The 24,024-nt window shown below is 35.3% G+C and carries 20 protein-coding genes; 3 read left to right on the top strand and 17 right to left on the bottom strand.

Going from position 1 to position 24,024, the window contains the following annotated elements:
- Positions 1-26: 26 nt before the first annotated feature.
- The 3 genes from BN3107_RS02405 to BN3107_RS02415 all read right to left on the bottom strand — a co-directional run bounded on the left by BN3107_RS02405 (position 27) and on the right by BN3107_RS02415 (position 4,861).
- On the bottom strand, positions 27-854 hold the full coding sequence (locus tag BN3107_RS02405; protein WP_058306047.1) for a dimethylarginine dimethylaminohydrolase family protein: 828 nt from the start codon (positions 852-854) through the stop codon (positions 27-29).
- Between the two features lie 384 nt (positions 855-1,238).
- Positions 1,239-2,351 (bottom strand): IS200/IS605 family element RNA-guided endonuclease TnpB, encoded by a 1,113-nt coding sequence (tnpB, locus tag BN3107_RS02410; protein ID WP_058306048.1) that lies wholly within the window; start codon positions 2,349-2,351, stop codon positions 1,239-1,241.
- A 380-nt stretch (positions 2,352-2,731) separates the two neighbouring features.
- Positions 2,732-4,861 carry an ATP-dependent Clp protease ATP-binding subunit gene (locus BN3107_RS02415; RefSeq protein ID WP_058306049.1) on the bottom strand — a complete coding sequence of 710 codons (2,130 nt, stop codon included), beginning with the start codon at positions 4,859-4,861 and terminating at the stop codon, positions 2,732-2,734.
- Positions 4,862-5,834: 973 nt separating this feature from the next.
- On the opposite strand from BN3107_RS02415, the gene BN3107_RS02420 reads away from it, so the two are divergent.
- From BN3107_RS02420 to BN3107_RS02430, 3 genes are all read left to right on the top strand, one after another.
- Positions 5,835-7,178 carry a tetratricopeptide repeat protein gene (locus tag BN3107_RS02420; protein ID WP_058306050.1) on the top strand — a complete coding sequence of 448 codons (1,344 nt, stop codon included), beginning with the start codon at positions 5,835-5,837 and terminating at the stop codon, positions 7,176-7,178.
- A gap of 194 nt (positions 7,179-7,372) precedes the next feature.
- Positions 7,373-8,896: an exopolyphosphatase gene (gene ppx / locus BN3107_RS02425; RefSeq protein ID WP_058306051.1), complete on the top strand. Its 1,524-nt coding sequence runs from the start codon at positions 7,373-7,375 to the stop codon at positions 8,894-8,896.
- Between the two features lie 97 nt (positions 8,897-8,993).
- On the top strand, positions 8,994-11,090 hold the full coding sequence (locus tag BN3107_RS02430; RefSeq protein ID WP_058306052.1) for an RNA degradosome polyphosphate kinase: 2,097 nt from the start codon (positions 8,994-8,996) through the stop codon (positions 11,088-11,090).
- 123 nt (positions 11,091-11,213) lie between these two features.
- Here BN3107_RS02430 and BN3107_RS02435 read toward each other — a convergent pair whose 3' ends face one another.
- From BN3107_RS02435 to BN3107_RS02495, 14 genes are all read right to left on the bottom strand, one after another.
- Complete coding sequence (locus BN3107_RS02435; protein ID WP_058306053.1) at positions 11,214-12,080, bottom strand: protein kinase domain-containing protein; 867 nt, start codon at positions 12,078-12,080, stop codon at positions 11,214-11,216.
- Between the two features lie 408 nt (positions 12,081-12,488).
- Positions 12,489-13,904 (bottom strand): DUF4179 domain-containing protein, encoded by a 1,416-nt coding sequence (locus BN3107_RS02440; protein ID WP_058306054.1) that lies wholly within the window; start codon positions 13,902-13,904, stop codon positions 12,489-12,491.
- Positions 13,882-14,421 carry a sigma-70 family RNA polymerase sigma factor gene (locus tag BN3107_RS02445; protein WP_058306055.1) on the bottom strand — a complete coding sequence of 180 codons (540 nt, stop codon included), beginning with the start codon at positions 14,419-14,421 and terminating at the stop codon, positions 13,882-13,884. The genes BN3107_RS02440 and BN3107_RS02445 overlap by 23 nt, the downstream gene beginning before the upstream one ends.
- A gap of 197 nt (positions 14,422-14,618) precedes the next feature.
- Positions 14,619-14,990 carry a VOC family protein gene (locus BN3107_RS02450; RefSeq protein ID WP_058306056.1) on the bottom strand — a complete coding sequence of 124 codons (372 nt, stop codon included), beginning with the start codon at positions 14,988-14,990 and terminating at the stop codon, positions 14,619-14,621.
- Positions 14,991-15,444: 454 nt separating this feature from the next.
- Positions 15,445-16,227 (bottom strand): delta-lactam-biosynthetic de-N-acetylase, encoded by a 783-nt coding sequence (pdaA, locus tag BN3107_RS02455; protein WP_058306057.1) that lies wholly within the window; start codon positions 16,225-16,227, stop codon positions 15,445-15,447.
- Between the two features lie 54 nt (positions 16,228-16,281).
- Positions 16,282-17,589 (bottom strand): Na+/H+ antiporter family protein, encoded by a 1,308-nt coding sequence (locus BN3107_RS02460; RefSeq protein WP_058306058.1) that lies wholly within the window; start codon positions 17,587-17,589, stop codon positions 16,282-16,284.
- 24 nt (positions 17,590-17,613) lie between these two features.
- A complete protein-coding gene (locus tag BN3107_RS19935; protein WP_187370984.1) occupies positions 17,614-17,763 on the bottom strand; it encodes an SE1561 family protein in 150 nt (49 codons plus the stop codon).
- A 461-nt stretch (positions 17,764-18,224) separates the two neighbouring features.
- Positions 18,225-18,992, bottom strand: coding sequence for a YfkD family protein (locus BN3107_RS02465; RefSeq protein ID WP_058306059.1), 768 nt, complete (start codon positions 18,990-18,992; stop codon positions 18,225-18,227).
- A gap of 54 nt (positions 18,993-19,046) precedes the next feature.
- On the bottom strand, positions 19,047-19,439 hold the full coding sequence (locus BN3107_RS02470) for an OsmC family protein (RefSeq protein WP_058306060.1): 393 nt from the start codon (positions 19,437-19,439) through the stop codon (positions 19,047-19,049).
- Between the two features lie 15 nt (positions 19,440-19,454).
- Positions 19,455-19,889 (bottom strand): GtrA family protein, encoded by a 435-nt coding sequence (locus BN3107_RS02475; RefSeq protein WP_058306061.1) that lies wholly within the window; start codon positions 19,887-19,889, stop codon positions 19,455-19,457.
- Between the two features lie 17 nt (positions 19,890-19,906).
- Complete coding sequence (locus BN3107_RS02480; RefSeq protein ID WP_058306062.1) at positions 19,907-21,055, bottom strand: glycosyltransferase family 4 protein; 1,149 nt, start codon at positions 21,053-21,055, stop codon at positions 19,907-19,909.
- A 64-nt stretch (positions 21,056-21,119) separates the two neighbouring features.
- A complete protein-coding gene (locus BN3107_RS02485; protein WP_058306063.1) occupies positions 21,120-22,268 on the bottom strand; it encodes an NAD-dependent epimerase/dehydratase family protein in 1,149 nt (382 codons plus the stop codon).
- A gap of 154 nt (positions 22,269-22,422) precedes the next feature.
- Complete coding sequence (locus BN3107_RS02490; RefSeq protein ID WP_148434640.1) at positions 22,423-23,064, bottom strand: amino acid ABC transporter permease; 642 nt, start codon at positions 23,062-23,064, stop codon at positions 22,423-22,425.
- Between the two features lie 42 nt (positions 23,065-23,106).
- Positions 23,107-23,985 (bottom strand): transporter substrate-binding domain-containing protein, encoded by an 879-nt coding sequence (locus BN3107_RS02495; RefSeq protein WP_231735239.1) that lies wholly within the window; start codon positions 23,983-23,985, stop codon positions 23,107-23,109.
- Positions 23,986-24,024: the final 39 nt, after the last annotated feature.

The raw sequence follows: 24,024 nt of genomic DNA on the forward strand, positions 1-24,024 counted from the left end.
AATACTATGTAACAGCCTATTACTCTTTACTTTCTTTCAATTGGTAAGGTGCAACACCTAAATGATCCTCCAGATTTAATAATTTCTGAAAATTCTACTTCAATTACTTTAAAGCCTTTTTGAAATAGTTGACGATTGGTCTCTTCGTTTTCTGGCAATGAAATAACCTTTTTATCACCTATAGAGAATACATTGGTTCCTAAAGTAAACTGCTCACGATCCGCTACTTCAATTAAATCATAGCTCTCATGAAGTTTTTCAACATCTTCTTTTTTAAAAGCTGGACTATAGATTAAACCAATCTCTTCGCTAACTAGGTTGAAGGCACAATCTAAATGAAGAATATCATCGCGTATCGGGAGAGCCACCACGTCTTTATTTGGAAGATGGTGTTGCAATTCAGTTATAGCTCCACTGGTGGTACGTTCACTGTTTCCTACCCACACCTTATCTTCCGCAACGATTACATCGCCACCCTCAATCGAACGAGTTTTCAGCGTTTGATATGTAATAGCGTGTTGATCAAGTACTTGCGTTAATACATCAATTTCAGGCTTACGAATATTTCGTCCCATTTCAGCCGTATAAAGTGTATTACCTATAGCAAAGCCGATGTCTCTGGTGAATACTTGTTCATTTAATTTAGGATCTGTAAACAATTCGATAACGTCGACCCCATGTTTTTTGAGCGTCTCTACAAAATGTTGATGCTGCTTTGTCGCAATTTCAATATCAATATTGTCATTTTCATAAAACTTTTGTGTTTCATTGATCACTTTTTTTATTTCCATATATATTGGCGGACAGACGATAACCTTCTCTAGACTGCCATATTCGTTTTGTTGATGGATCATTTTAGTCCCCCTTTACATATATTGTACCAATTTTAGATAAAAAGATTCTTTTTTAAAAAAGTGTGTTACATATTCTTACAGTATAGTTTTACCCTTTTCTCATTGATGTTAATCTTTAAATAACTTAAAAACGATTTAGGAGGTATTCCATTGAATCGCAGACATAGGAAAAATCCAAATTTTTTCACTTGTGTCATTCTAACGTTTAAATTAATGTTTCAGTAATGAACCTCTCATGACTAAAATCACGAGATTCTTGGGAAGAGAGCCTACTTGCTCATTTTTTGCCTAATAAGCAGCGGTTTCTCTTATTTACCAAGCTATCCCCGTAGTTCCTACGGTTCTTCGTTTTCGTGACTATTCTAGCGCATAGAGTCTTAGACCTTAGTCTCGTATATTTTTACTCGCATTGATGTCACGGTCATGCTGGGCGTGACAAGCAGGACACATCCACTTTCGAATGTCGAGTGATTTCTTGCCGTCTCGATGACCACATTCCGAACAGCTTTGACTAGATGGAAACCATTGATCGACCTTTATGATGACACGACCATACCATTCCGCTTTGTACTGTAATTTCGCAACAAAACTAGACCATGATACATCAGAAATACTTTTCGCTAGTTTATGATTACGCAACATACCTTTTATGTGTAAGTCTTCCATACAGATCACATCGTGGTTTTGGATGATTGCTGTGGAGAGTTTATTCAGAAAGTCGTTGCGTTGATTCATTACTTTTTCATGTAAGCGAGCCACTTTTTGTTTTTGCTTTTGATAGTTTTTCGCTTCAAACAGGCGAATGCCATTCTTTTTTGCAACTAATGCTCTTTTGGACAATTTACGTTGCTCACGTTTTAGTTTCGCTTCCATTTTGGCCGTAAATCGATGGTTGTTTTCTTTATGTCCATCCGAAAAAACCGCGAAATCTGTGATGCCTAGGTCCAGCCCTATGGCCGAATCTGTCTTGGGCAATTCGTGTATTTCTTCTTCACAAAGAATCGAGACAAAAAATCGGCCACTAGCCTGTTTGCGAATCGTTGCTTTGACAATACGACCTTGAGGTTCTCGGCTTTTTGCACATTTAACGAAACCAAGTTTGGGTAATTTAATCGACTTGTCTAAAATAGCAATATTGTGATTCGTGAAGTGTGTCGTGTAACTTTGAATAGGATGCTTTTTGCTTTTGAATTGTGGCTTACCATTTTGGAGAGAGAAAAAACGTGTGAAAGAATCTGCGAGGTTTCGAAGCGCATTTTGAAGAGAAAATTTGTCTACTTCACGAAGCCATTCCGTGTCGGGTTGTTTCTTTAAATCGGTTAATCGCTTGGAACATGCGGAATACGTTAGTCCTTTTCCCGTTTCTGCATAGGACGTATTCCATTGATCCAAAAAATGATTATAGACAAATCTGGAACAACCGATTGTCTTCATGATCAGAATCGCTTGTTCGTTGGTTGGGTAGATTCTATATTTATAAGCTTTGTGTCGTAGCACCGTCTTTTCCTCCTTTCTTTTTCGGATGATGGATAGATGTACGCTCATTCTTCATGAATAGCTCCTACAGAAAAGTGCCTCGACAATAGTATAACATCGCTTGATGACAAACGCACGTTCGAAACCCATGTTATCTTTCTTGAATGTAAAAAACATGTCGGTTGATGAGCATCGCTAAAACGATGCCTCAACCGAAGCTTGCTTACTCACGACTGAAGGCACGAGTTTGCGCAAGTTATATCATCAAAAAAACATCGTTCACATATGATAAAGCAATATCCTATATAAGCACGGTTGATTCGTTTGATAGACAGTCAATCGTGCTTTTTATTTTATGGCCACTCTCCGATTATGTAAACTAAAAAAACACTAGCTAATAATTAGCTAGTGCTTCTCTGTACAACAATATCTTCATTATCAAGTACAATTTCTACTCTAGTTACATCTTCCTCTTCTAAGACAAGGTCTGTGATACCATCCTCGACTTTATCTTGGATTACGCGACGTAATGGGCGTGCACCAAAACGTGGATCATATCCTTTATCTGCGAGGAATTTCTTCGCATCTTCACTCACCGTTATTTCTAGATCTGCTTCTTTTAGTTGCTCAGAAAGCTCAGCAATCATTAGGTCAACGATTTGCAACAAGTCATCTTGCTCTAATTCGTTAAACGGAATGATCGCATCGAAGCGATTCAAGAATTCTGGCTTAAAATAATTACTTAAGTTTTCTAATGTAGAAACAGCTTCGTTATTGTCACTGTTAAACCCAACTGTAATATTTTTTGTTCCAGTACCAGCATTGCTTGTCATAATGATCACACTGTCCTTGAAGCTTACCGTTCTGCCATGACTGTCTGTTAATTGACCATCCTCCATAATTTGCAGGAACATATTCTGAACATCTGGATGAGCTTTTTCGATTTCATCTAATAAAATCAAGCTATATGGGTTATGACGAACTTTTTCTGTTAATTGACCTGCTTCTTCATGACCAACATAACCTGGTGGTGAACCGATGATTTTAGATACGGCGTGTTTTTCCATATACTCACTCATATCAAGACGGATCATTGCTTCTTTTGTACCAAACAGTTCTTTTGCTAATGCTTTAGTTAATTCTGTTTTACCAACACCTGTTGGGCCTACAAATAGGAAAGAACCAATTGGGCGATATTTTGATTTTAAACCTGCACGGCTTCGACGGACTGCTTTTGCTACTTTATCTACTGCTACTTGCTGTCCAATTACCTTTTGTCCTAAATTAGTAGCTAAGTGCTTCATTTTTGATTGCTCGTCAGATTGAATCTTTCGAACAGGGATACCTGTTTTTTCTTCAATAATTAATTGAATATCTTCGACTGTTACCTCTGCCTTCGGTGCTTCATTTGTTTCTTCCAATTTCTTTTCTAATTTAATTTCTTGATGGCGTAGATTGGCTGCTCGTTCATAATCTTCTTTTTCTGCTGCTTCCATTTTTTCTTTGGCTATTTCATCTAAACGTTTTTGCAAGGAATCATGATCGCTTTCACTTACCTCTAAATTTAGACGTGCACCAGCTTCATCCATTAAGTCGATTGCTTTGTCTGGTAAGAAACGATCTTGGATATAACGTTTGGATAATCCTACTGCTGCATTTAGTACCTCATCCGAATAGGTGACTTTATGGTATTTTTCATATCGCTCTTTTAATCCTTGCAAAATTTGTTCTGCTTCCTCAAGTGATGGTTCCTTGACCATAATCGGTTGGAAACGACGTTCTAATGCAGCATCTTTTTCAATTTGGCGATATTCTTTTAATGTGGTCGCACCGATAAGTTGCAATTCACCACGTGCAAGAGCTGGTTTTAGAATATTGCCAGCATCCATTTGCGAGCCTTCTGCCGTACCTGCACCAACTAGTAAATGAATTTCATCGACAAAAAGAATTACATTTTGACGTTCTTGCAGTTCCGCTACCAGTTGTTTCATTCGTTCTTCAAATTGACCGCGAACACCGGTATTTGCGACAAGTGATGCCACATCTAAAATATAAATTTCTTTGTTGAGTAACTTGGATGGGACATTGCCTTCTACTACTTTTAATGCAAGTCCTTCTGCTATTGCTGTTTTACCAACACCCGGTTCCCCGATTAAGACTGGATTGTTTTTATTACGACGATTTAATGTCTCCATTACACGTTTTACTTCTTTATCTCGACCAATGACAGGATCAACTAATCCTGCTCTTGCAGCATCTGAAAGGTTTTTTCCTAATTGATCTAAAATACCGTTACCTTTACCAGCTTGTGAGTTAACTGTTTTTGCTTGTGCTTGATTCGATTCACTTCCTCCACCTGCGAAAAAACCTTCAAATCCTTGATCTTTAAACATATTTCCTGATGGTTGTTGCATTTGATTTTTTATATCTTGAAAGCATGTACTACAAACATGTAAAGACTCTGTCTGATCATTGAATCGAAGGTTTACATTAATAGACGCTTGACGAATTCCACATTGTTGACATTTCATTTGTCATTCCTCCTTCAATTTTCAAAAGGTCAATTTGACTTTGACTATATTTGACCTTTCATCTTATTCCCTATTATAGTCTGACCTTTTTTGACTTTCAAGTCCTTTGCTCACAAAAAAATATTATAACAAGAAAAATCCAAACGATTCAAAATAGGCTTTTTGAATCGTTTGGATTTCTATGCGTAATAGGAATGCTGCGCAATAACTGATGTGGTAATTTTGACAGTTATTATGGGCGTATCAAGCTAATCCCCCAGGAGTCGAAGTGGGCGCCTGCGCTAATTTGATATTCTACAACGGTAATATAAAGAATCATATTGGTATTTCTATCTTTTTAAAAATGCATTATTTGGAGTAAAAGCTCAAAATACTAGCTGTGCCAATAATTGTAGAACCAATATATTAGCGCAGGCCGCCCACTTTCACTCCTGTGGGAATGTTTTACCTGAAGATCCACTTTTTTAAGCGTTCTTTGCTTAAAAAAGTTAGCTGAGGGTAAAACCCCACGGAAAGGGAAGTGGGCAGCCGGAGCGGATCTAACCAGTTAAAACAATTTCAAAATTACTACATCATTTATTGCACAGTAGCCATATATTGCGCAACAATATATATAACCGTTCGCATTTCAAGTAAAAAAAATAGATATGTCATAGTCTCTACTTGAAATGAATTCTATTTTATAATCGTCATTTTTTAAATAACAACCCCAAATGGAATCAATACAATTGCTAAGGCTAAAATGACCATCCATAAAATTTCTTTTAGCACATAGATCCCCCTAATAAGCTTTACTCTCATCATATCACAGGAAAGGTTATATGCTTGCTGTTTGGTACAAAACATTACAAAGAATTTACATTAGAAATGTTGCTAGCACTCTCAGCTAATGAATTTCTCTGCCCATGCTTTAACGCATTTTTCAACTATGCTACAATAGAAGTAATCCGCAAGTAAAAGGAGTTGTTCGACTATGACAACGATCCAATTAACCAATAATAAAAAAACATTGACCCTTCACGTACAGCAAATGACCATTTATAAACAAGCAAAAATTATCGAAGCTACCAGCAAACAAAACCAATGCTATAGCATTATCTTTTACAAAAACCGTTTTATCAACGCCAAGAAAACTACCTCTATCCGTCTGCAATCTTTTTTACATCGAGCCCTCATCAATGGTTACAAATTTACTTCATATCATCCGTTAACAAAAGCATTACTCTCTGAGGAGAAAAGCTATCCTATTTCAACCAACAACCATATGGTCAGCAAATTACAAGATAAATTTAATGATACAGAAATGCTCTATGTGCTTGCTATGTTTGATAACTTTCTCGATCAGAAGAAAATTCAGGCTTTATGCAAGAAAACTTTTTATCAATATCGCCGTAATGGACAACTACTAAAAGCATTTCGAATTTTAATTAATTTTCTCCAAGTTAGACCACATGACACATTCGCGCGTGACATGCTCCATCATTTTGACTTCCAAAAATATAAAGATCGATATCAAAAGATTGATCAAATTACCGAAAAATGGTCTGATCCTCTCTATTTAGAAGCCGTCTTTTTTGAACAAGATTATCCTAAATCAATCATAAATCCACTTCTGCAACAATATCATGTAGATAACCGTGAATTTGATCAGCTAAGTTTATATTTTATAAAATCTTCAGAATTAGATGCTGTTGCCAACATCGATAGACTTTCAGAAAAACTATTATCTAAAGAAGACCGAGCACACTTATGGGAACTTTTATTAGAAAAACAACCAGACTCTAAAGAAATTATAAATAAGCTGGTAAAACTTAATGGATACAAACAACTATTAAACCATTATCTCACTCATCGTCAGGCAAATATTGATTTAAAAATACTTGAAGAGGCATTAGAGCAAGTTTCCTCTGAAGATTTAATTGAAAATTATCAACTTCTATTGGAATCCTTAATGACTTCTTATAAAAATGACACCGTCCAATTGGAGAAATTATTACACATTACAATTCGCAAGTTACTACATCACCTATCATTACCTGATATCATGGAAGCATTACCGCAGACAGAATTGCCAATTATCAACAAATTAAAAAAGATGGAACAACTTACAGACAATCCTGATCAACAGTTTGCTCTCGGGGAAATTTATTATGACTTAGAACAATATGATCAAGCGATTGCTTGCTTTGAATGGGAAATGGAATTATCTCCTAACAACCCAGAACCTATTAACTATTTATACAAAAGTTATTTAGCCAAAGGTGATAAAACACAAGCAAATACTTACAAACAATTGATGGTCAACATCCCATCTTAAGCCTTTTCCATGCTACGCAATAAAGTCTTGTCAGCATGAATTATTACCCACTACTCAAGCTCTATCCTTAAATAGAGCTTGAGAGCATTTTGCATTCCAATATAAACTCACTTCACAAAGAAACTCCCTAGATTCAGAGTATTCTCTCTATTATGATATAATGGAAAAAAATTCACGACAAATAGGGTGATTCGATGAAACAACAATATTATGCAATTATTGACATTGGCTCTAACACGATGCGATTAGTAATCTACTTACGAGAACAAGGCGGTAGATTGAAAGAGGTGGAAAATGTAAAGGCTGTTGCAAGACTGCGCACCTTTCTGGATGAAAATAATCATCTAAATCAAGCAGGCATCAGTCGACTCGTCACAACATTAAAAAGTTTTCAAGATGTCTTAGTGATCTATCCATTACAAGAAGTTGTATGTGTCGCTACAGCAACAATCAGACAAGCTGCTAATCAAGAAGAAATCGTGGTACAAGTTGAAGAAGAAACCGGGATGACGATGCGTATTCTATCTGATGAAGAAGAAGCATATTATGGGTATCTCGCAGTCGTAAACTCTACTTCGATATCCACTGGTATTACCGTCGATATCGGTGGTGGTAGTACAGAAGTGACATACTTTAAAGATCGCGAATTACAAAATGCTCACAGTTTTCCTTTTGGTGCGTTAACGCTAAAAGAATTCTTCTCCAGCGAAATACCAACCGAAGTAGAGTTGAAAAATTTACGCAACTATTTAGCCGAACATTTTAGCACCCTACCATGGCTATCTGACAAAGAGGTGCCACTGGTAGCAATCGGCGGTAGTGCCCGAAATCTTGTCCAAATTGATCAAAATTTAAAGGAATACCCCTTAGCCGGCCTCCATCAATACAAAATGTACGACACAGATATTAAAAATGTTAGTAATTACTTAACATCATTAAAACCAGATAAGTTATCAAAGGTAGAAGGATTATCTAAGGATCGCGCAGATATTATCATTCCTGCGATAGAAGTATTTCACAGTTTATATCAAATTACACAAGCAGACAGTTTTATCTTAAGTCGAAAAGGGTTAAGAGATGGAGTCTTTTATGAGCAATTATCAAAGGAGACAGGTTCTATCCTTTTTCCTAATGTGTTAGAGGATAGTATTCAGGAATTAATTAATGATTATAATTTGGAACCTAAGCAAATCCTGCACGTTCAATATTTGACCAGAAAACTATTTGATTGTTTGAAAGAAGAGGGATTAATTCACTTTGATAAAAAAGATTGGCATTTATTAAAAAGAGCCAGTTATTTATGTAACCTCGGCGAATATATTGATGCCGAATCTAGTGCCCAACATACATTTTATTTGTTAGCCAACCGGACAATTGATGGATTAATGCACAAAGATCGACTCAGACTTGCTTTAATTGCATCCTACAAAAATAAAACAGTGTTTAAACAATTTATTAAACCTTATAAATCGTGGTTTTTAAAAGATGAACGCAAACGATTACGACACTTAGGAGCTTTATTAAAATTCAGTTATTGCTTAGATGCAACAAAAAGACAGGTTATTAAAGACATATCCTGCACTCACAAGAATAACAAACTATACGTCACCCTACTCTGTGAGGGAGATGCCACCCCAGAGGAATATCAATCAGAAAAACAAAAAAAGCATGTCGAGAAGGCGATAAAGAAAGAAATTGAGTTGAATTTTAAATTGTAAAGTTTAACTTTACCTATTCTTTACATTTTCTTAACAAAAGGACGCTCATAAAGCGTTATGATAGATGATAGATATTGTCTAAAAAGGATGATGATTGATGTCCACTGTCAAACAACAAAAAAATTTAGATTCTCCAACCTTTTATAATAATAGAGAGCTGAGTTGGCTCTCTTTTAATAAACGTGTGTTAGAAGAAGCAGATGATCATACAAATCCATTATTAGAAAGATTACGATTTCTTGCTATTTTCTCTTCCAATCTTGATGAATTTTTTATGGTACGGGTAGCTGGTTTAAAAGACCAGGTTAAAGCTGGCTTTAACCGACCTGATAATAAATCAGGCTTAACCCCAAAACAACAACTATCCAGAATATCTAGCTTCAATCATGAACTTGTCGAGCAACAATATGATTTATATAAAAATGTCTTACCACTCTTAACAAAAGAAAATATTAAAATATTAAATATGGAAGATATAAGTACCTCTCAAATCAATCAACTTGAACATTATTTTGATGAAGAGATTTTTCCTGTATTAACTCCAATGGCTATTGATGCCTATCGTGCTTTTCCTATGCTGTTAAATAAGTCAATAAATCTAGCGGTCCAGCTAGAGGATATATATGACTTTGATCATGAGCAAGTCAAAACAGCAATCGTACAAGTTCCTGCACTATTGGATCGTTTTATTCAAATTGGCGAATCACACCATTATGTCTTATTAGAAGATTTAATTCGCTATTTTATTCATAAATTTTTTAAAGGATATCATGTGTTATCAAGTACAACATTCCGAATCACTCGTAATGCCGATATGACAATACACGAGGAGGGTGCCCGAGACCTTTTAAAGGAAATTGAAAAAGAATTAAAGAAAAGAAAATGGGGTGCTGCCGTCCGTTTGGAAGTTGACGCCCGTGAAAATAATACAGAAATGACAGAATTTCTGTTAAATGTTTTGGAAATCCACAAAAAAGATTTATACATTATTAATGGACCATTAGATCTTACCTTTTTAGATGATTTTTATAGCCATGTCAAAAAAGAGTATGAAAACTTGGTTTATGAAACATTAATTCCACAGCCTGCTCAAGATATCCATGAGGATGAAACTATATTTGAAGCCGTTAGAAAACGGGACATATTTCTGCATCATCCTTACGAAACCTTTGAACCAGTTGTCGACTTGATACGTGATGCAGCCGATGATCCTAATGTTTTAGCTATTAAACAAACATTGTATCGTGTTAGCGGTGGCTCACCCATTATCGAGGGATTAAAGCGTGCTGCAGAAAATGGGAAACAAGTAACGGTTTTAGTGGAGTTAAAGGCAAGATTTGATGAAGAGAATAATGTGCAATGGGCTAAAGAGTTAGAAAAAGCTGGTTGCCACGTAATTTATGGGATGATTTCGTTAAAGACACATAGTAAAATCACGCTTGTAGTTCGAAAAACATTAAGTGGAATTGAACGAGTTGTACACCTAGGTACCGGTAATTACAACGATCAAACCGCTAAATTTTACACGGATATGTCCTATATGACAACGAAACGAAAATTTGGAGTAGATGCTACTAATTTCTTCAACTATTTGAGTGGCTATACAGAAAAGCCCACCTTTCATCATTTATCAATGGCTCCTTTTAATATTCGAAATGATATTATTAGCTATATCGATAGTGAAATCTCGTTTCATAAACGTTATGGAAATGGCCGGATCATTGCAAAAATGAATTCACTAACAGACAAGTTGGTGATTCAGAAGTTTTATGAGGCTTCGCAAGCTGGTATTAAAGTTGACCTGGTGGTACGTGGTATTTGTTGTTTACGTCCAGGCATCTCAGGTATTAGTGATAACATTAACGTAAGAAGCATTGTTGGGCGATTTTTAGAACATACTCGCATTTATTATTTTCATCATAATGGCGAAGAAAAAATATTCTTATCATCTGCTGACTTGATGACTCGAAATATGGTCAAACGTGTGGAATTAATGTTCCCGATTTTTGAAGGGAGAATTAAATCAAGAATTCTCTCTATTTTAGAAATAACATTACGAGATACCGCCAAAATGCGAATCCAAGCACACGATGGCAGTTACACACATGTTAGACATCAAACATCAGGCACACTATGGAACAGCCAACTGACCCTGTTTGATATGGCTTATAATGTATTGGAAGATGAAGAATAAGAGCAAACTAAAACGCTCAGAATATATTCTGAGCGTTTTATAATGTGATACTTATTTTCTTCTTCAACTAAAGAATCACCCGTTTGTTTAAGTACAATATTTCACATTTTTCTTGGTTCAAGATTATTTTATTGCTGATTCCCAAGCTAAGATGAATTCTTCTATTGATGAATATCTGCCTTTTTTGTCTTTTTGAACTGCCTTTATTGCAATCTGATAAAGTTCTTGTCCAGCATGCCACTTTGAAATTGAATGGTCAATTTCTCCCCCTAAAAGACCAAATGCTATTGCTCCCAAGTTATAAACATTGGTTCTTTCATCAATTTTAGCACCTAATTCAAATTCTTCTGGTGACATAAATCTTGATGAACCCCAGAGTCGCCCCATTGTGTTAATGAATGGTTTTTTCTTATATAAATCAATGTCGCAAATCTTTGTTACATTACTTTTAAAATCATATAAAATACTCCCGTCATAAAAATCAACTGCTACATAGTTATTTTTCTCTACATTTAGATGGAATTCTAATATAACCTTAAATGACTTTAAACGTTGTTCTATTGGTAATTGCTTAAACCGGTAAAAAGGAGAGTCAGGGTGTGTGTATTTATGAGGTGGTGGAAACGACCAATGGGAGTGAAGACACTCACCTTCAAACCATTCAAAGACTAACCCACATCCTTTCTCAACCTCAAAATGCTCTAGTAAATTTATCAAGTGTTTATGTTGCAAGTCTTCATAAATGGAAATTGAATTCTTCAACGCCGTTATCGCTTCTTTTGGTTGTCCTGTATATTCTTTTGTTTTTGCCCCAGCATACTTTACAAACTTTTTTATCTCGTCATTTTCAATTCCGAAACATATATTTCCTGAGTCTTGATCATCAAAAACCCTAAATACTTCTCCCATATTTGTTAGCCATTCGAAGTTATGTTTTTCTTTTAATTGAAATGATACGTTATCTAGACTTATAACTTGTAATTCGCCCATTTAACCCTCCATTTTTCCTATAAAGACTTATTCTATTTAATTTTGGAGTATGCTCTTTGTTGTACTAAACTGCTTCGTTAGTTCAATATGATTGCAATTTAATTTTAACATAATATCCCAACATTTCATCCGAAAAAAAAGACCACCAAATTAATGATAGTCTTGTTCATGTAGATCGGTCTGAGTTTGAAATTATCGCCCCCTTTTCCCTGTTCACGTTTTACGTGCTGCTTTCACCACTACAGTGTTCCATACACCTGTAACGTAGCATGAATTTTTATATAAGCTAGTCTTACTTACACACATCTAACCTCACAATATGGTGAGGTTAGACCCATACTTCAGAGGTTTGTCAGCTTAACCTTTTGTTTTAGGCTTTTAAGCATTCTCACCATATTATTTTGTAAATTATTCTAATTCAACTTTAATTGGTTCCATCTCAATCGGCTCTTCATTTGCACTTAATGTTCCAAATGGGACAACTATTGAATAATCTCTATAATCAAATTTATCAGGATCTTTTATGTTAAAAATGGATTGATAATGTAAATTACCATCATTTAGTGAGTTTGCTTGATCACTACGAGTCTTGTGTTTAAGCATTTTTTCCATATCCAATTCTCCATTTTCTTTCCTTTGAATATTGTCAGACTTAATTATCATTATAAATTCAGCAAAATTTTGGATCATATCCTTTCTAATTGAATTTGTATTGACATTCTGTATATGATAATCCAATATTAGTTGTTCTCCTTTTTGCTGTACATCATTTACCTTTATAGCATAGTCAAATCTACTACTTTCTACGATAAATGGATTCGAATGGTCTAAAGAATTCACAATATCTTTATCCGATTTAACTATTTCAGGTTGAATAGTTACATACTTTGCATCATCACTGATTTTACTACTAAATAGTTCTTGCTTATCTTTTTCAACAGATCTTCCGTTTACCTCAGTTGTTAAAACATTTGCGTGAAATTTTGATAAAGAATTTCCTTCATTATCAAAAACAGTAAGTCTAATATTATCCTTTTTACCAGCCAACGGTAGGGTCGTCTTATAATTTAATATCGTCGTTGCTTTCCCTTTTACAACTGACTCCATTTGAAGTGAATAACCTTGACCCTCAAGTTCCGTTTTAACTTCTGAATAAATTGTTTCAGAAGGGATTTGCTCAACTGGAACATCAAATTTCCAAAGCCCTTTCGCACCTGTTATATAAGTAAATGTTAAGGGTAAAGTATAATTTTTAGCTAAGTTAGCATTAGGATTATAAAATTCTATGGACGCGATGTATCCATCCTCTGTTTCTTTTAATTCTGTCATTGTCGAAGACCACTGATTTTGTTCTTCACCATCAAATAGATGAAAATTATATCCAGTTTCTGGTCCTCTATCCCCTATACTATCCATTGATACTTTGTCACCTTTAGCGTTAAATGTAATCCCAATAATATTCCCATCGTAATAAGCACTTGTTATTGTAATATCTACTCCATTACTTGTAGCCTGTTGATTTAGTTGAGTAATCAAATTACTTTCTAATAACTCATGTCCGATTTGCAAGCCAACGTTATCATAAATTGAGCCCAATAATGGGATGTATGATAAAGCATATGAAATAGGTGCAAAAACTAAACCTGCTGCTAAGAATAAGGTTACAGCAATTGAGGCAACACCACTAAAAAGTTTAACTTTAGATTTTCTTTTCGGTACTTTTTCTTTACTTCCTTTTTCCAACCCTTTATCTATTGCATTAAAGATTTCTTTTTTTGGAACTTCTATTTCGCTTATTTCTTTATGAAAACGCTCTTTGTTCACTGTAATTCACTCCCCCAATACTTTTTTTTAACTCAATTTTTGCCCGACGTAAATATGTTTTAATTGTATTTTCGGGTTTTCCCATTGTTTCTGCAATTTGAAGAATAGTTAAATCGTGATAGTAATATAAGATAATTACTGTTTGATAATTTTTACTTAAACTTGATATTGCGTTTATTACGTCCATTTCACCTTCAACATCCCTACTGCTACCATCTGATATATTATTAATAAGGTTCTCATCAAAAACTTCTTTCTTTCTTTTTCTTAATACATCATAAGCCGTGCGGATTAAAATTTTAGTTAACCAAGTATAAAAAAACTGAGGTTGCTTTACTTGTTCAATTGATATAAAAGCCTTATAAATTGTTTCTTGAAGCACATCCAATGAATCTTCTTTATTTCGGACGTAAAGAAAAGCTGTTTTATACAGTTTCTCACTTTCATTTTTGACAAGAGTCTCAAAGGCTTCTTCGTTTCCATTTATAGCTTTCTTTACTAGTGATAAATTTTTCAATTTATAACCTCCTTCCACCAGTTAGAGCAAACAACAGCTTAAAAAGTTTCAAAAAATTAACTAGAAGAAAATTGTTTTCTCCTAGCTTCAATAACTACTATTAAATCAAAAAACTAACGTCTTATGCTAATTAAGGATAAGCAACGCGTTAATTTAAGTGTCACAGAATTGCTTGTTGAATAATTAAATAAAAGAGTTTAGGACATCCCTAAATCTTGAATCATTTCCACCCTGTTTCCGAATGGGTCTCTGAACTCAAAACGTTCAAAACCTGGTATTGGTACCCCTTCAATTATCTGAATGTTATTTTGTTCTAACTCATTTCGCCAGTATGATATGTCCTCTACTTGATAAGCTAAATGGGCCTTTGTTTTTAATCGGTCAAAACCATCTTCTGTACCTATATGTACATCTCTATCCCCGACTTTTAACCAAAACCCTCCACGTCCCTTTAGTGATTCGGGCTTTTCTATCTCAGGCAGACCTAGAACCCCACAATAAAATTCTTTCCCCTCTTCTTCAGCACCTTTTGGAATGGTTATCTGAGCGTGATGTAAGCCAAGAATCATAAAATAATACCCCCATTATCAATTTGAATTTTTGATACCTTTTATATAAGATTCAACAACTTAGATGTAAATTCCTTCCTCCACTAGTTTAGCTTTAGTTGAATAAAATTTTCTATTTTTCACGCATATTTTAACATAAATTCAAAAAATCTTTTCGAAGAATAGACCACAACTCATTATTAGCATCACATATCATACTTAAAATAACATCGCTTTTACCCACATTTTCATACCTAAAATGTAAACTGTACATAAAGTTAAGTAAACATGTTAAAAGTATTGCTATTTACTATGTCAATCTAGGTGTTAAAAACTGATAGCCGTTGCTGTTTTAATAAAAATAGGAGTAGAAAACGCTATGCGATTTCTACTCCTATTTAATATGTTATTTATTGTTTTCTTTCCCGATACTGCACTCGTTATTAAATTTTGACTGCCTTTTTTCTTATTATTCCTAATTAAACCCGATAATCTCTCTTGGTAACAGTTGTTTTAACATCAGATCATCCAAACTTTTGAATTGATAGCCTTGTTCTCTGAGGTCATCAATTAAATAAGCTAAGGCATCTGCATTATCTTTTGAAACAGTATGCATCAGCACGATAGCTCCGGGATGAATCTGATCCATCACTTGCTGATAGGCATGTTTCCAACCTTTTTCAGAACCCTCATTCCAATCAACGAATGCTAATGACCAAAAGATATGTGTGTAACCTAACTCATTTGCCCATGCTAACGATGTTTCATTAAAAGTCCCTTTGGGAGGACGAATATATTGTACATTCACTTTATCATCTAGTTTTTCTATCTTAGTTGTCAGCTCTGTCACGTCTTTTGTAAAAGCTTCTTTTGAGATTGAAGTAAAGTCACGGTGTCCGTCCGAATGATTACCAATAATATGGCCATCAGCAATCATTCGTTTCACTAACTCAGGCTGGTCTTCTACATAATGACCAGTCAGAAAAAATGTGGCTGGTGCCTCTTTTTCTTGTAACACATTTAATATTTGCTCCGTAAACCCCGCTTCATAGCCGTTATCAAATGTGAGATAGACATGTTTATCTCCTGATGGATCTAGATAATAACTGTTGTATTTTTCTAAAATTTGTTGATACTTCCCTACCTCAGGCTGTTGATTATTTGTTCCCTTTTTATAACCCCAACCATAACTTTCTGCACCGAGGTCAATTGGTGCTACTATTAACAGAACTAAAAACAATAAAGTTAATTTTTTCATATGATCACCTTTTTTAATTATTATTGAACAAAAGGATGATCATATCCACATCATTTATAAAAGAATGCTGGCAATCCATCCAAATATAAACAATGGGATATTAAAGTGTAGAAAGGTTGGTACACAAGTATCCCAAATGTGATGGTGTTTGCCATCAGCACTTAAACCGGACGTAGGTCCTAATGTACTGTCACTTGCCGGAGAACCTGCATCACCTAATGCACCTGCTGTCCCAATTAATACAGCGATTGCCATCGGTGAAAAACCAGCGGCTACACAGATTGGTACATAAAGAGCTGCGATAATAGGGATTGTTCCAAAAGACGAACCTATACCTAATGTAATAACTAGTCCTACCACTAACAATATAAGGGCTATAATCGCTTGATTTCCTGCCAACATACTTGATGATGATTCGACTAACGCATCAACAGCACCTGTTTCTTTTAGAATGTTTCCAAAACCAGAAGCAACCAGCATAACAAAAGCAATTGTTCCCATCATACCTACACCTTGCTGAACAAAGGAATCACCTTCACGTAATGGTACAGCAAAAAATAACACCATTAGAATTACACCTGTTAAGGCACCAATAACTAAGCTTTCCGTTAGAAGTTGGGCAATTAATGCTGCTAAAATGGCGATTATAGTAAAAACATGCGATGAATTAAAAGTAATTTTATCCTTTTCATGATCTACTTTTATACTATCTACGGGCAAGTATTGCTTTGCTTCACGATTTTTTCTATAAGTGAAAAATACGGCAATTAATAAACCAACAACCATTCCGAGGCCTGGTAATAATAGTGAGAGTGCTATCTCCTTGACCGTAATCGTGACACCATTATTGCTCATTCCATCTTGAATGGTTTGATGAAAGATAAGTCCAAAACCAGCTGGAATCATCACATAAGGGGCTTTCAAACCAAATGTTAAAGCAGTAGCAACTGCACGTCTATCCAATTTCATTTGATCGAATAATTTTAATAATGGCGGTATCAAAATCGGAATAAATGCGATATGCACTGGAACTACGTTTTGTGATAGAGAAGCGATACCTGCTATCACTAGTACAAGCATCATTTTCTTTCCTGTTAATACTTTGATTAATCCACGTACTAATATTGAAGTAATACCCGTATAACTTATCATGGCAGCGAATACTCCTAATAAGATATAACTTAATGCGGTTGTCGCCTGGCCACCCATACCTTCTATCAACATTTCGATCGCTTCCTGAAGATTCATACCTGCCATCAACCCTGCCACAACCGCTGCGATGATAATAGCGAAAATGACATGGACTCTTAATAAACTAAGGGCCAACATGACAATAACTGATACAATAACAATCCATTCCATACTACTCTTCTCTCCCTTTATTCGTTAGCCAAGTTCTTTTTCCATTTTTTCGATCATTTCAATTAATTGATCAACATCTGCAATCGATGTTTTTTCCGGATCCATTTGATCAAGTTGTTTAAGGAAATGTTCTAACTGTAATCTAAGTTGTTTAATTTTTTCTTCGTTATTCATGCTCTCGCTCCTTTCCTTATTCGTGACGCTACTATATGTGGTCTCACTTTATCCCTTACTCATGCTAATAGAAATTCACATACTTGTCTAGAATTTTTTTAACCAACTATTATTTCCCCTTTAAAAGTCCTACGGCATAGTGGTTACAAAATGCATAGTATTGATAATTTTGTAAGTTCGTTTTACATGGATAAGTTACTTCTGATCTTCTTCACGGGAAAAGTCCTGCTATAGACGGGAATTATACTGCTCTTCACGGGAATTATCGTTTTTTCCCGTGAAGAAGCAAACAATTCCAGTCTACAGAAGGGTATTCCCCGTGAAGGGATTGTTAATTCCCGTTAACAGCACATAAATTCCCGTGAAGAGACTTTACACTCTGTTGTTTCAAAGTTTAGATAAAGGAATCCTTTTTAAAGTATAAAAAAGCATGCAGTCTGAATAGATTGCATGCTTTTGGGTTATTTTGTTTCGAAGGTGAAGGTGAGGTGGTTGGCGACTGGGATGTAGGCGCCGATCTCTTGCTTGGTCACGTTTTTGATGACTATTTTTTTATTTGAACCTTTTAATTCTAAGTATACTTCACCAAGCGTCATCTGACCTGTATCCTTAACAGCGGGAAGAAAAGCTTTTAACTGGCCTATTTTCGACTCAGGGACCGTGTATGTTTTGCTTGATTTCGTTTCTTTTCCAACTACCGCATGAAAAGTAAGCGGCAAATCATGGTGCGCTCTCGCTTCTTGCAAAATCATTTGATTAATCTGATCTGACTTTTCAGCCTTTGCAGTTAATGCACCTTTCACATGCTTTTCCTCAATTTGATAGTAAAAAAGATCTTCCTTCTTGTCACCATTCACATTGTTTATTTCGTTTACATTTACCAGTTGAAAATCCCAATTCACTTCAGACGATTCGGATTGATAAGCTAATGGCCAATGACCTAAAAAAACATTAGCCCTGTAACCAAATGCAAAAGGGGACGGCTTTATCGTTGATTCATTTAAGAGCTTTATGAGCACGGGATTATCTATATCAACTTTAGCATCTTCCAATAATTCTTTTACTTCATCACTTGGTTCAATTGTTGTATCCTCTTCTGACATCTGCGTGTACGTATTATCTTTCTCAATTGATGTTACATCATCTGGAACTTTTTCTTTGGAATTTGCAATTAGCGGAATCATTAACATCATAAGTGATAGGATGACAGAAAGACCTAGTTTCTCCATTTATTTCGCTCCTTTTTTTGCTTAGTTTTACATTTGGAGCGAAAAATATGCGTATTAATTACTTAAATTGATAACCTCTAACGTTTCTGTAATATTGACACTATCTTCAATTGTCCTGATCATCGAACAATTCTTTCTTGCAACCTCGATACTTTTTTCCAATTGTTCTTTCTTCAATCCTACTCCTTTTACGACAAAGTGTAATTGAATAGCAGTGATCTTATTTGCTTGATCTGATGCTCGTTCAACTTCTGCTGATATTTTTAAATCATCAATTTCGATTCTTTTTTTATCTAATATTTTACGAAAGACAGATGCACTACAGCCGGCAATAGACGCTACCATCAGTTGAAATGGTCGATAACCGTACTCTTCATTTCCAGAGATATCTAGTTCACCAAACGGTAATTGTGTTCGAACGCCACCTTCAGAAAGATAAAAATCCATTAAAATTCCTCCTCATTAATAATCTTTAAACACAAAGAACTTAACCATAAAAAAGCTTGCCAATGATGATAGTCCCATCGCTAACAATTTCGCTAGATTATAATTCCACCATGAAGGCATATCCATAAACATAAACAATGTATGTGCTCCGATAAATACACCATTACTAATAACTAAACTGACGACTGCTTGTACGATGAAAGAGAGTCGTTGATAGGCGTTGCCTTCGGATGTTCTTTTAAAAGTAATCGAAGCATTCCATATATAACTGTTTAATATAGCTAGCGAGTAGGCAATCGTGTTAAACACTAGTAAAATCATACGGTTTTCTGTGTGAAACAATAACAACAATATATTTAATGCCCCGATATCTATTATGGCATTACTGGCACCAATCATACTAAATTGCAAAAATTGAAAACGTCCACTTTTCTTTGGATGTTTTTTCATATTGCCCCTTCTATCCCTTAATCTTTTGTATTTTCTATTGTTTTATCTGTTGAATCTTGCAAACCTGCAACTTGTCGATAAAAATCTAATGCTTGTTTTGATTGTTCTTCCCATCCCATTTGATGAATCTCTTGCCAAGCTGCTTTTGCCAAACGTTTTCTTAAGGTCTCATCTTCAAAATGCAATACAGTCTGAATAAAGTTTTCCAGACTTTCAGGCTCATACAATAAACCATTTACTTCATCTTGAATTTGTTCTTTAGTGGGGCCACTCCTGGCAGCTACGATTGGCAGGCCCGAAGCCATTGCTTCCATTAAAACTAAACCAAGTGTTTCTGTTGTCGATGGAAATACAAAAACATCAGAAGAAGCATAGGCTTGAGCTAATTCCTCGCCATGCATAAATCCAGTAAATACTGTATCCGTTCCTTTAAAGTATTTTTCAAGTGTTGCTCGATGGGGGCCATCACCAACAATTGCTAGTACAAATTTATCCGATTTTTCAATGACTGATCGAATTTTCTCAATTTCTTTCTCTGCCGCTAATCTGCCTACATACAGTAGCAATTTTTTTGATAGCTTACCATTCGACAATTTGCTGCGCATTTCTTGACTCGATTTATTAGGGTCAAATAGTGTAGTGTCAACACCACGTTTCCAAACATGAACATTCTTAAATTGTTGTTTCTCTAACTCTTCTTTTACGATATGTGATGTACACAAATTAAGCTCTGCTTTATTATGTAATTTCCGAAAATACCACCATAATAACCCTTTGAACATAGATAAATGATAGTAATCCAAATATTTCGGTACTTGCGTGTGGTACGATGCGATTAAAGGAAAGTGTAACTTTTTGGCATAATGGACACCTGAAGCACCTACAAAGCCTGGATTTACCACATGGACAATATCAGGCTGGTATGCTTTTATAATTGCTTTTACTTTTCTATTGGGAAGTGCAAAGGGTTTGGAGCGATAAAAAAATAATTTCCGGGCTGGCAACCCAATCACTTCCGCCCCCTTGTATTGATCCACACCTAAGTCAGGTGCAACAACCTTGACTTGATGACCCGCTTGCAAAAAGTAGCGTATACTATTTGTTAATCGAGTGACAACACCATCTGTGGATGGCAAAAACGTTTCTGTGATGATTAGTATTTTCATTGTCGCCTCATCCTCAACATCTATTTCTACTATACTTCCCCTTTCTTGGCATCATTAATCAAATCTATTTCCACTTCACGTTAGGTAAAATATTCTTTTCTATTACCCGATCTTTATGTTTGATTACTGTTCTTAAGATTTCTCTTATTACATCTTCGTTTAGCAAGTGTGGTTCAAGTCCTAAATCCTTTAACTTCGTATTTTCTGCTTGAAAGAAATGCTCCTCTAACTCCACTCTTGGATTTTCTAAATTAGCAATCTTGGTTTCAAAGCCTTCTTCTTTAGCAACTTTTTGTACTTTTTCAGCTAAATCGGCAACAGAAAATTGTTCCGTAAATTGATTAAACACTCGAAACTCTCCAATATCAGCAGGATTATCAGCTGCGATTTCTATACATCTCACGGTGTCTTTAATATTTAGAAAGCCTCTTGTTTGTCCACCCTTGCCATATACCGTTAAATCATAACCAACTGTTGATTGAATAATAAAACGATTTAAGGCAGTTCCGAAAACACCATCATAATCTAAACGATTTGTTAATACTGGATCCAACTGGGTTTCTTCTGTTTCAAGACCGTATACAATACCTTGGTTGAGGTCTGTTGCACGTATACCCCAGATTTTACAGGCAAACATAATATTATGGCTATCATGTACTTTGGACAAATGATAAAAAGAACCAGGTTGTTTTGGAAAAGGTAGTGTATCTTTCCGCCCTTTATGTTCGATTTCAATATATCCTTCTTCGATTGGAATGTTCGGAGTACCATATTCTCCTAGTGTTCCTAGTTTAATTAAATGACAGTCTGGAACGATTTCTTTTATACCAAATAAGACATTTAATGTTCCCGTTACATTGTTTTCTTGTGTATATACAGCATGTTCTCTATCTATCATAGAATATGGTGCGGATCTTTGTTCAGCAAAATGAACAAATGCATCAGGCTGTTCTTTTTTCAATACTTCTTTTAGAAAATCGTAATGGACGAGATCACCATCAAAAATGTTAATATGTTTCCCGGTTAATTCTTCCCATTTTGCTACTCTCTCCTCTAATGAAGCAATAGGTGTTAGTGAATTAGAATGAAGTTCATTATCTATCTTTCGTCTTACACCATTATCAATAATCGATACATCATGTCCTTTTTTCGATAAATAAAGAGCTGTTGGCCAGCCGCAGAAACCATCTCCACCTGCTACTATAATTTTCATCTAAACCCCCACCTTTTCTCAAAAATCTTATACTTTTTTTGTTATTAAAATGTTATCATGGATCATAAATATAAAACAGAATATTCAGAATGTTTACATAATTTTAATATATATAGAAAAACGTAACAAGCAATAAGCTGTTACGTTTTTTGAATCACATATATTTACTGAATCTATTTTCTAATCGTTCTTGAAAAATAGATATTATAATACACAAAGGCCAGTAAATGAATGCTACTAGTATATACATGGTTAAAGAGTCAAAGCTTCTCCCACCAGCTATCTGGGCTTTTTGAAACAGTTCTGGAACTGTAATGACAGCAGCTAGGGACGTGGCTTTCACTAAGTCCAGAAAAACATTCGTCAAAGGTGGCATTGCGATACGGGCACCTTGTGGCAAAATAATTTTCATCAGTGAATTCCAATAACCAAAGCCTAGTGCTTTTGCTGATTCCCATTGACCTTTAGGTACACTATTAATCGAAGCGCGAATTACTTCTGCAATGTATGCCGCACTATTTAAGCCAAAACCTAAAATCGCTGCCGAAACAGCAGACATCTGTAAATCTATCGTGTCAATCATAGGCAGCCCATAATAGATAATAAATAGAAATACTAAAATCGGTGTCCCGCGCATAAACGAAATATACACCCTCGCCGGATACCGTAAAGCGATCAACTCAGAGCTACGTGCTAGAGATAAAAATAGCCCTAGCACTAGCCCTAAAGCCATACTCCCCAATGAAACAATAATCGTCATTGGTAAACCACTAAGAATCAGTGGTAAGTTTTCCATCGCTAATGTAAAATCAAACAAATCTTTCACAACTATCACACCTTATAGGTCAAGCCCCTCAATTTCTTCAATTTCACCTTCTGGTTTCTTAGAAGCATCTTCTTGATAAAATTGAGTTGCAAGCTCTGTTAATGTACCATCTTCTCTCATTTCTGCTAATGTTTCATTAATCTGCTGTTGCAATGTCTCGGCGTCTTGATCCATTGCCACTGCTTGCTCTGTTGGATGGAATTTCAAATCTGGATGTAGATGAATATCAAATTCTGGAAATGCTCCCACTCCGAATTTTGATAAGAAATAATCATTAACAATTACATCCGTATTACCGTTATGAACATCTCTTAGATAAGCCTCGTTTGGCGCGTTGCCGTATGTTACCACTTCAGCACCGAAATGTTCTGCTATCTGGCTAAAGATGGTTGTCGCTCCACCACCAGCACGTTTCCCCTCTAAATCTTCTAAGTTTTCGATCCCTGAATTATCTTCTTTTCTGACTACCATTGTGGTATAAGAATACTTATATGATTCAGAAAACGCAAATTGTTTTTTTCTTTTATCGGTTACTTCAATATCATTTACCGCTACATCAATTCTACCACTCTCGATAGCCGGCAACATACTGTCGATTCCCATAATTTCGAATTTCACATCTAAATCTAAACGTTTAGCTATTTCACGCATCACTTCTACATCATAACCTGTTAAATTTTCATCTTCATCATAGGTGGAAGCTCCAATCAACGTACCAGAAGTTCCGGCAACAATTGTTCCTTCTTGCTGAATTTCATCCCATTTTTCACTTTTGAGATTATCTTCATTTTGTTCTGCAGAAGACTGATTCTCATTACTATCACCAGTACCACAAGCAAACAGTGTTGCCATAACCATAATAAAACTCATAAAAACAAAAAAATTCCTCACTACAACTACACCCCTCATAATTTGTTATATGTATCATCT

Source organism: Gracilibacillus massiliensis, assembly GCF_001458115.1.
Classification (GTDB): Bacteria; Bacillota; Bacilli; order Bacillales; family Amphibacillaceae; genus Gracilibacillus; species Gracilibacillus massiliensis.

Coding starts and splice junctions, on each gene's coding strand:
- BN3107_RS02465 (WP_058306059.1), bottom strand. CDS start 18,992: ATGGAGAAACTAGGTCTTTCTGTCATCCTATCACTTATGATGTTAATG.
- BN3107_RS02480 (WP_058306062.1), bottom strand. CDS start 21,055: ATGAAAATACTAATCATCACAGAAACGTTTTTGCCATCCACAGATGGT.
- ppx (WP_058306051.1), top strand. CDS start 7,373: ATGAAACAACAATATTATGCAATTATTGACATTGGCTCTAACACGATG.
- BN3107_RS02405 (WP_058306047.1), bottom strand. CDS start 854: ATGATCCATCAACAAAACGAATATGGCAGTCTAGAGAAGGTTATCGTC.
- BN3107_RS02490 (WP_148434640.1), bottom strand. CDS start 23,064: ATGGAAAACTTACCACTGATTCTTAGTGGTTTACCAATGACGATTATT.
- BN3107_RS02450 (WP_058306056.1), bottom strand. CDS start 14,990: ATGATTCTTGGCTTACATCACGCTCAGATAACCATTCCAAAAGGTGCT.
- BN3107_RS02485 (WP_058306063.1), bottom strand. CDS start 22,268: ATGAAAATTATAGTAGCAGGTGGAGATGGTTTCTGCGGCTGGCCAACA.
- BN3107_RS02420 (WP_058306050.1), top strand. CDS start 5,835: ATGACAACGATCCAATTAACCAATAATAAAAAAACATTGACCCTTCAC.
- BN3107_RS02475 (WP_058306061.1), bottom strand. CDS start 19,889: ATGAAAAAACATCCAAAGAAAAGTGGACGTTTTCAATTTTTGCAATTT.
- BN3107_RS02430 (WP_058306052.1), top strand. CDS start 8,994: ATGTCCACTGTCAAACAACAAAAAAATTTAGATTCTCCAACCTTTTAT.
- BN3107_RS02460 (WP_058306058.1), bottom strand. CDS start 17,589: ATGGAATGGATTGTTATTGTATCAGTTATTGTCATGTTGGCCCTTAGT.
- BN3107_RS02415 (WP_058306049.1), bottom strand. CDS start 4,861: ATGAAATGTCAACAATGTGGAATTCGTCAAGCGTCTATTAATGTAAAC.
- pdaA (WP_058306057.1), bottom strand. CDS start 16,227: ATGAAAAAATTAACTTTATTGTTTTTAGTTCTGTTAATAGTAGCACCA.
- BN3107_RS19935 (WP_187370984.1), bottom strand. CDS start 17,763: ATGAATAACGAAGAAAAAATTAAACAACTTAGATTACAGTTAGAACAT.
- BN3107_RS02435 (WP_058306053.1), bottom strand. CDS start 12,080: ATGGGCGAATTACAAGTTATAAGTCTAGATAACGTATCATTTCAATTA.
- BN3107_RS02470 (WP_058306060.1), bottom strand. CDS start 19,439: ATGGATTTTTATCTTTCTGAAGGTGGCGTTCGAACACAATTACCGTTT.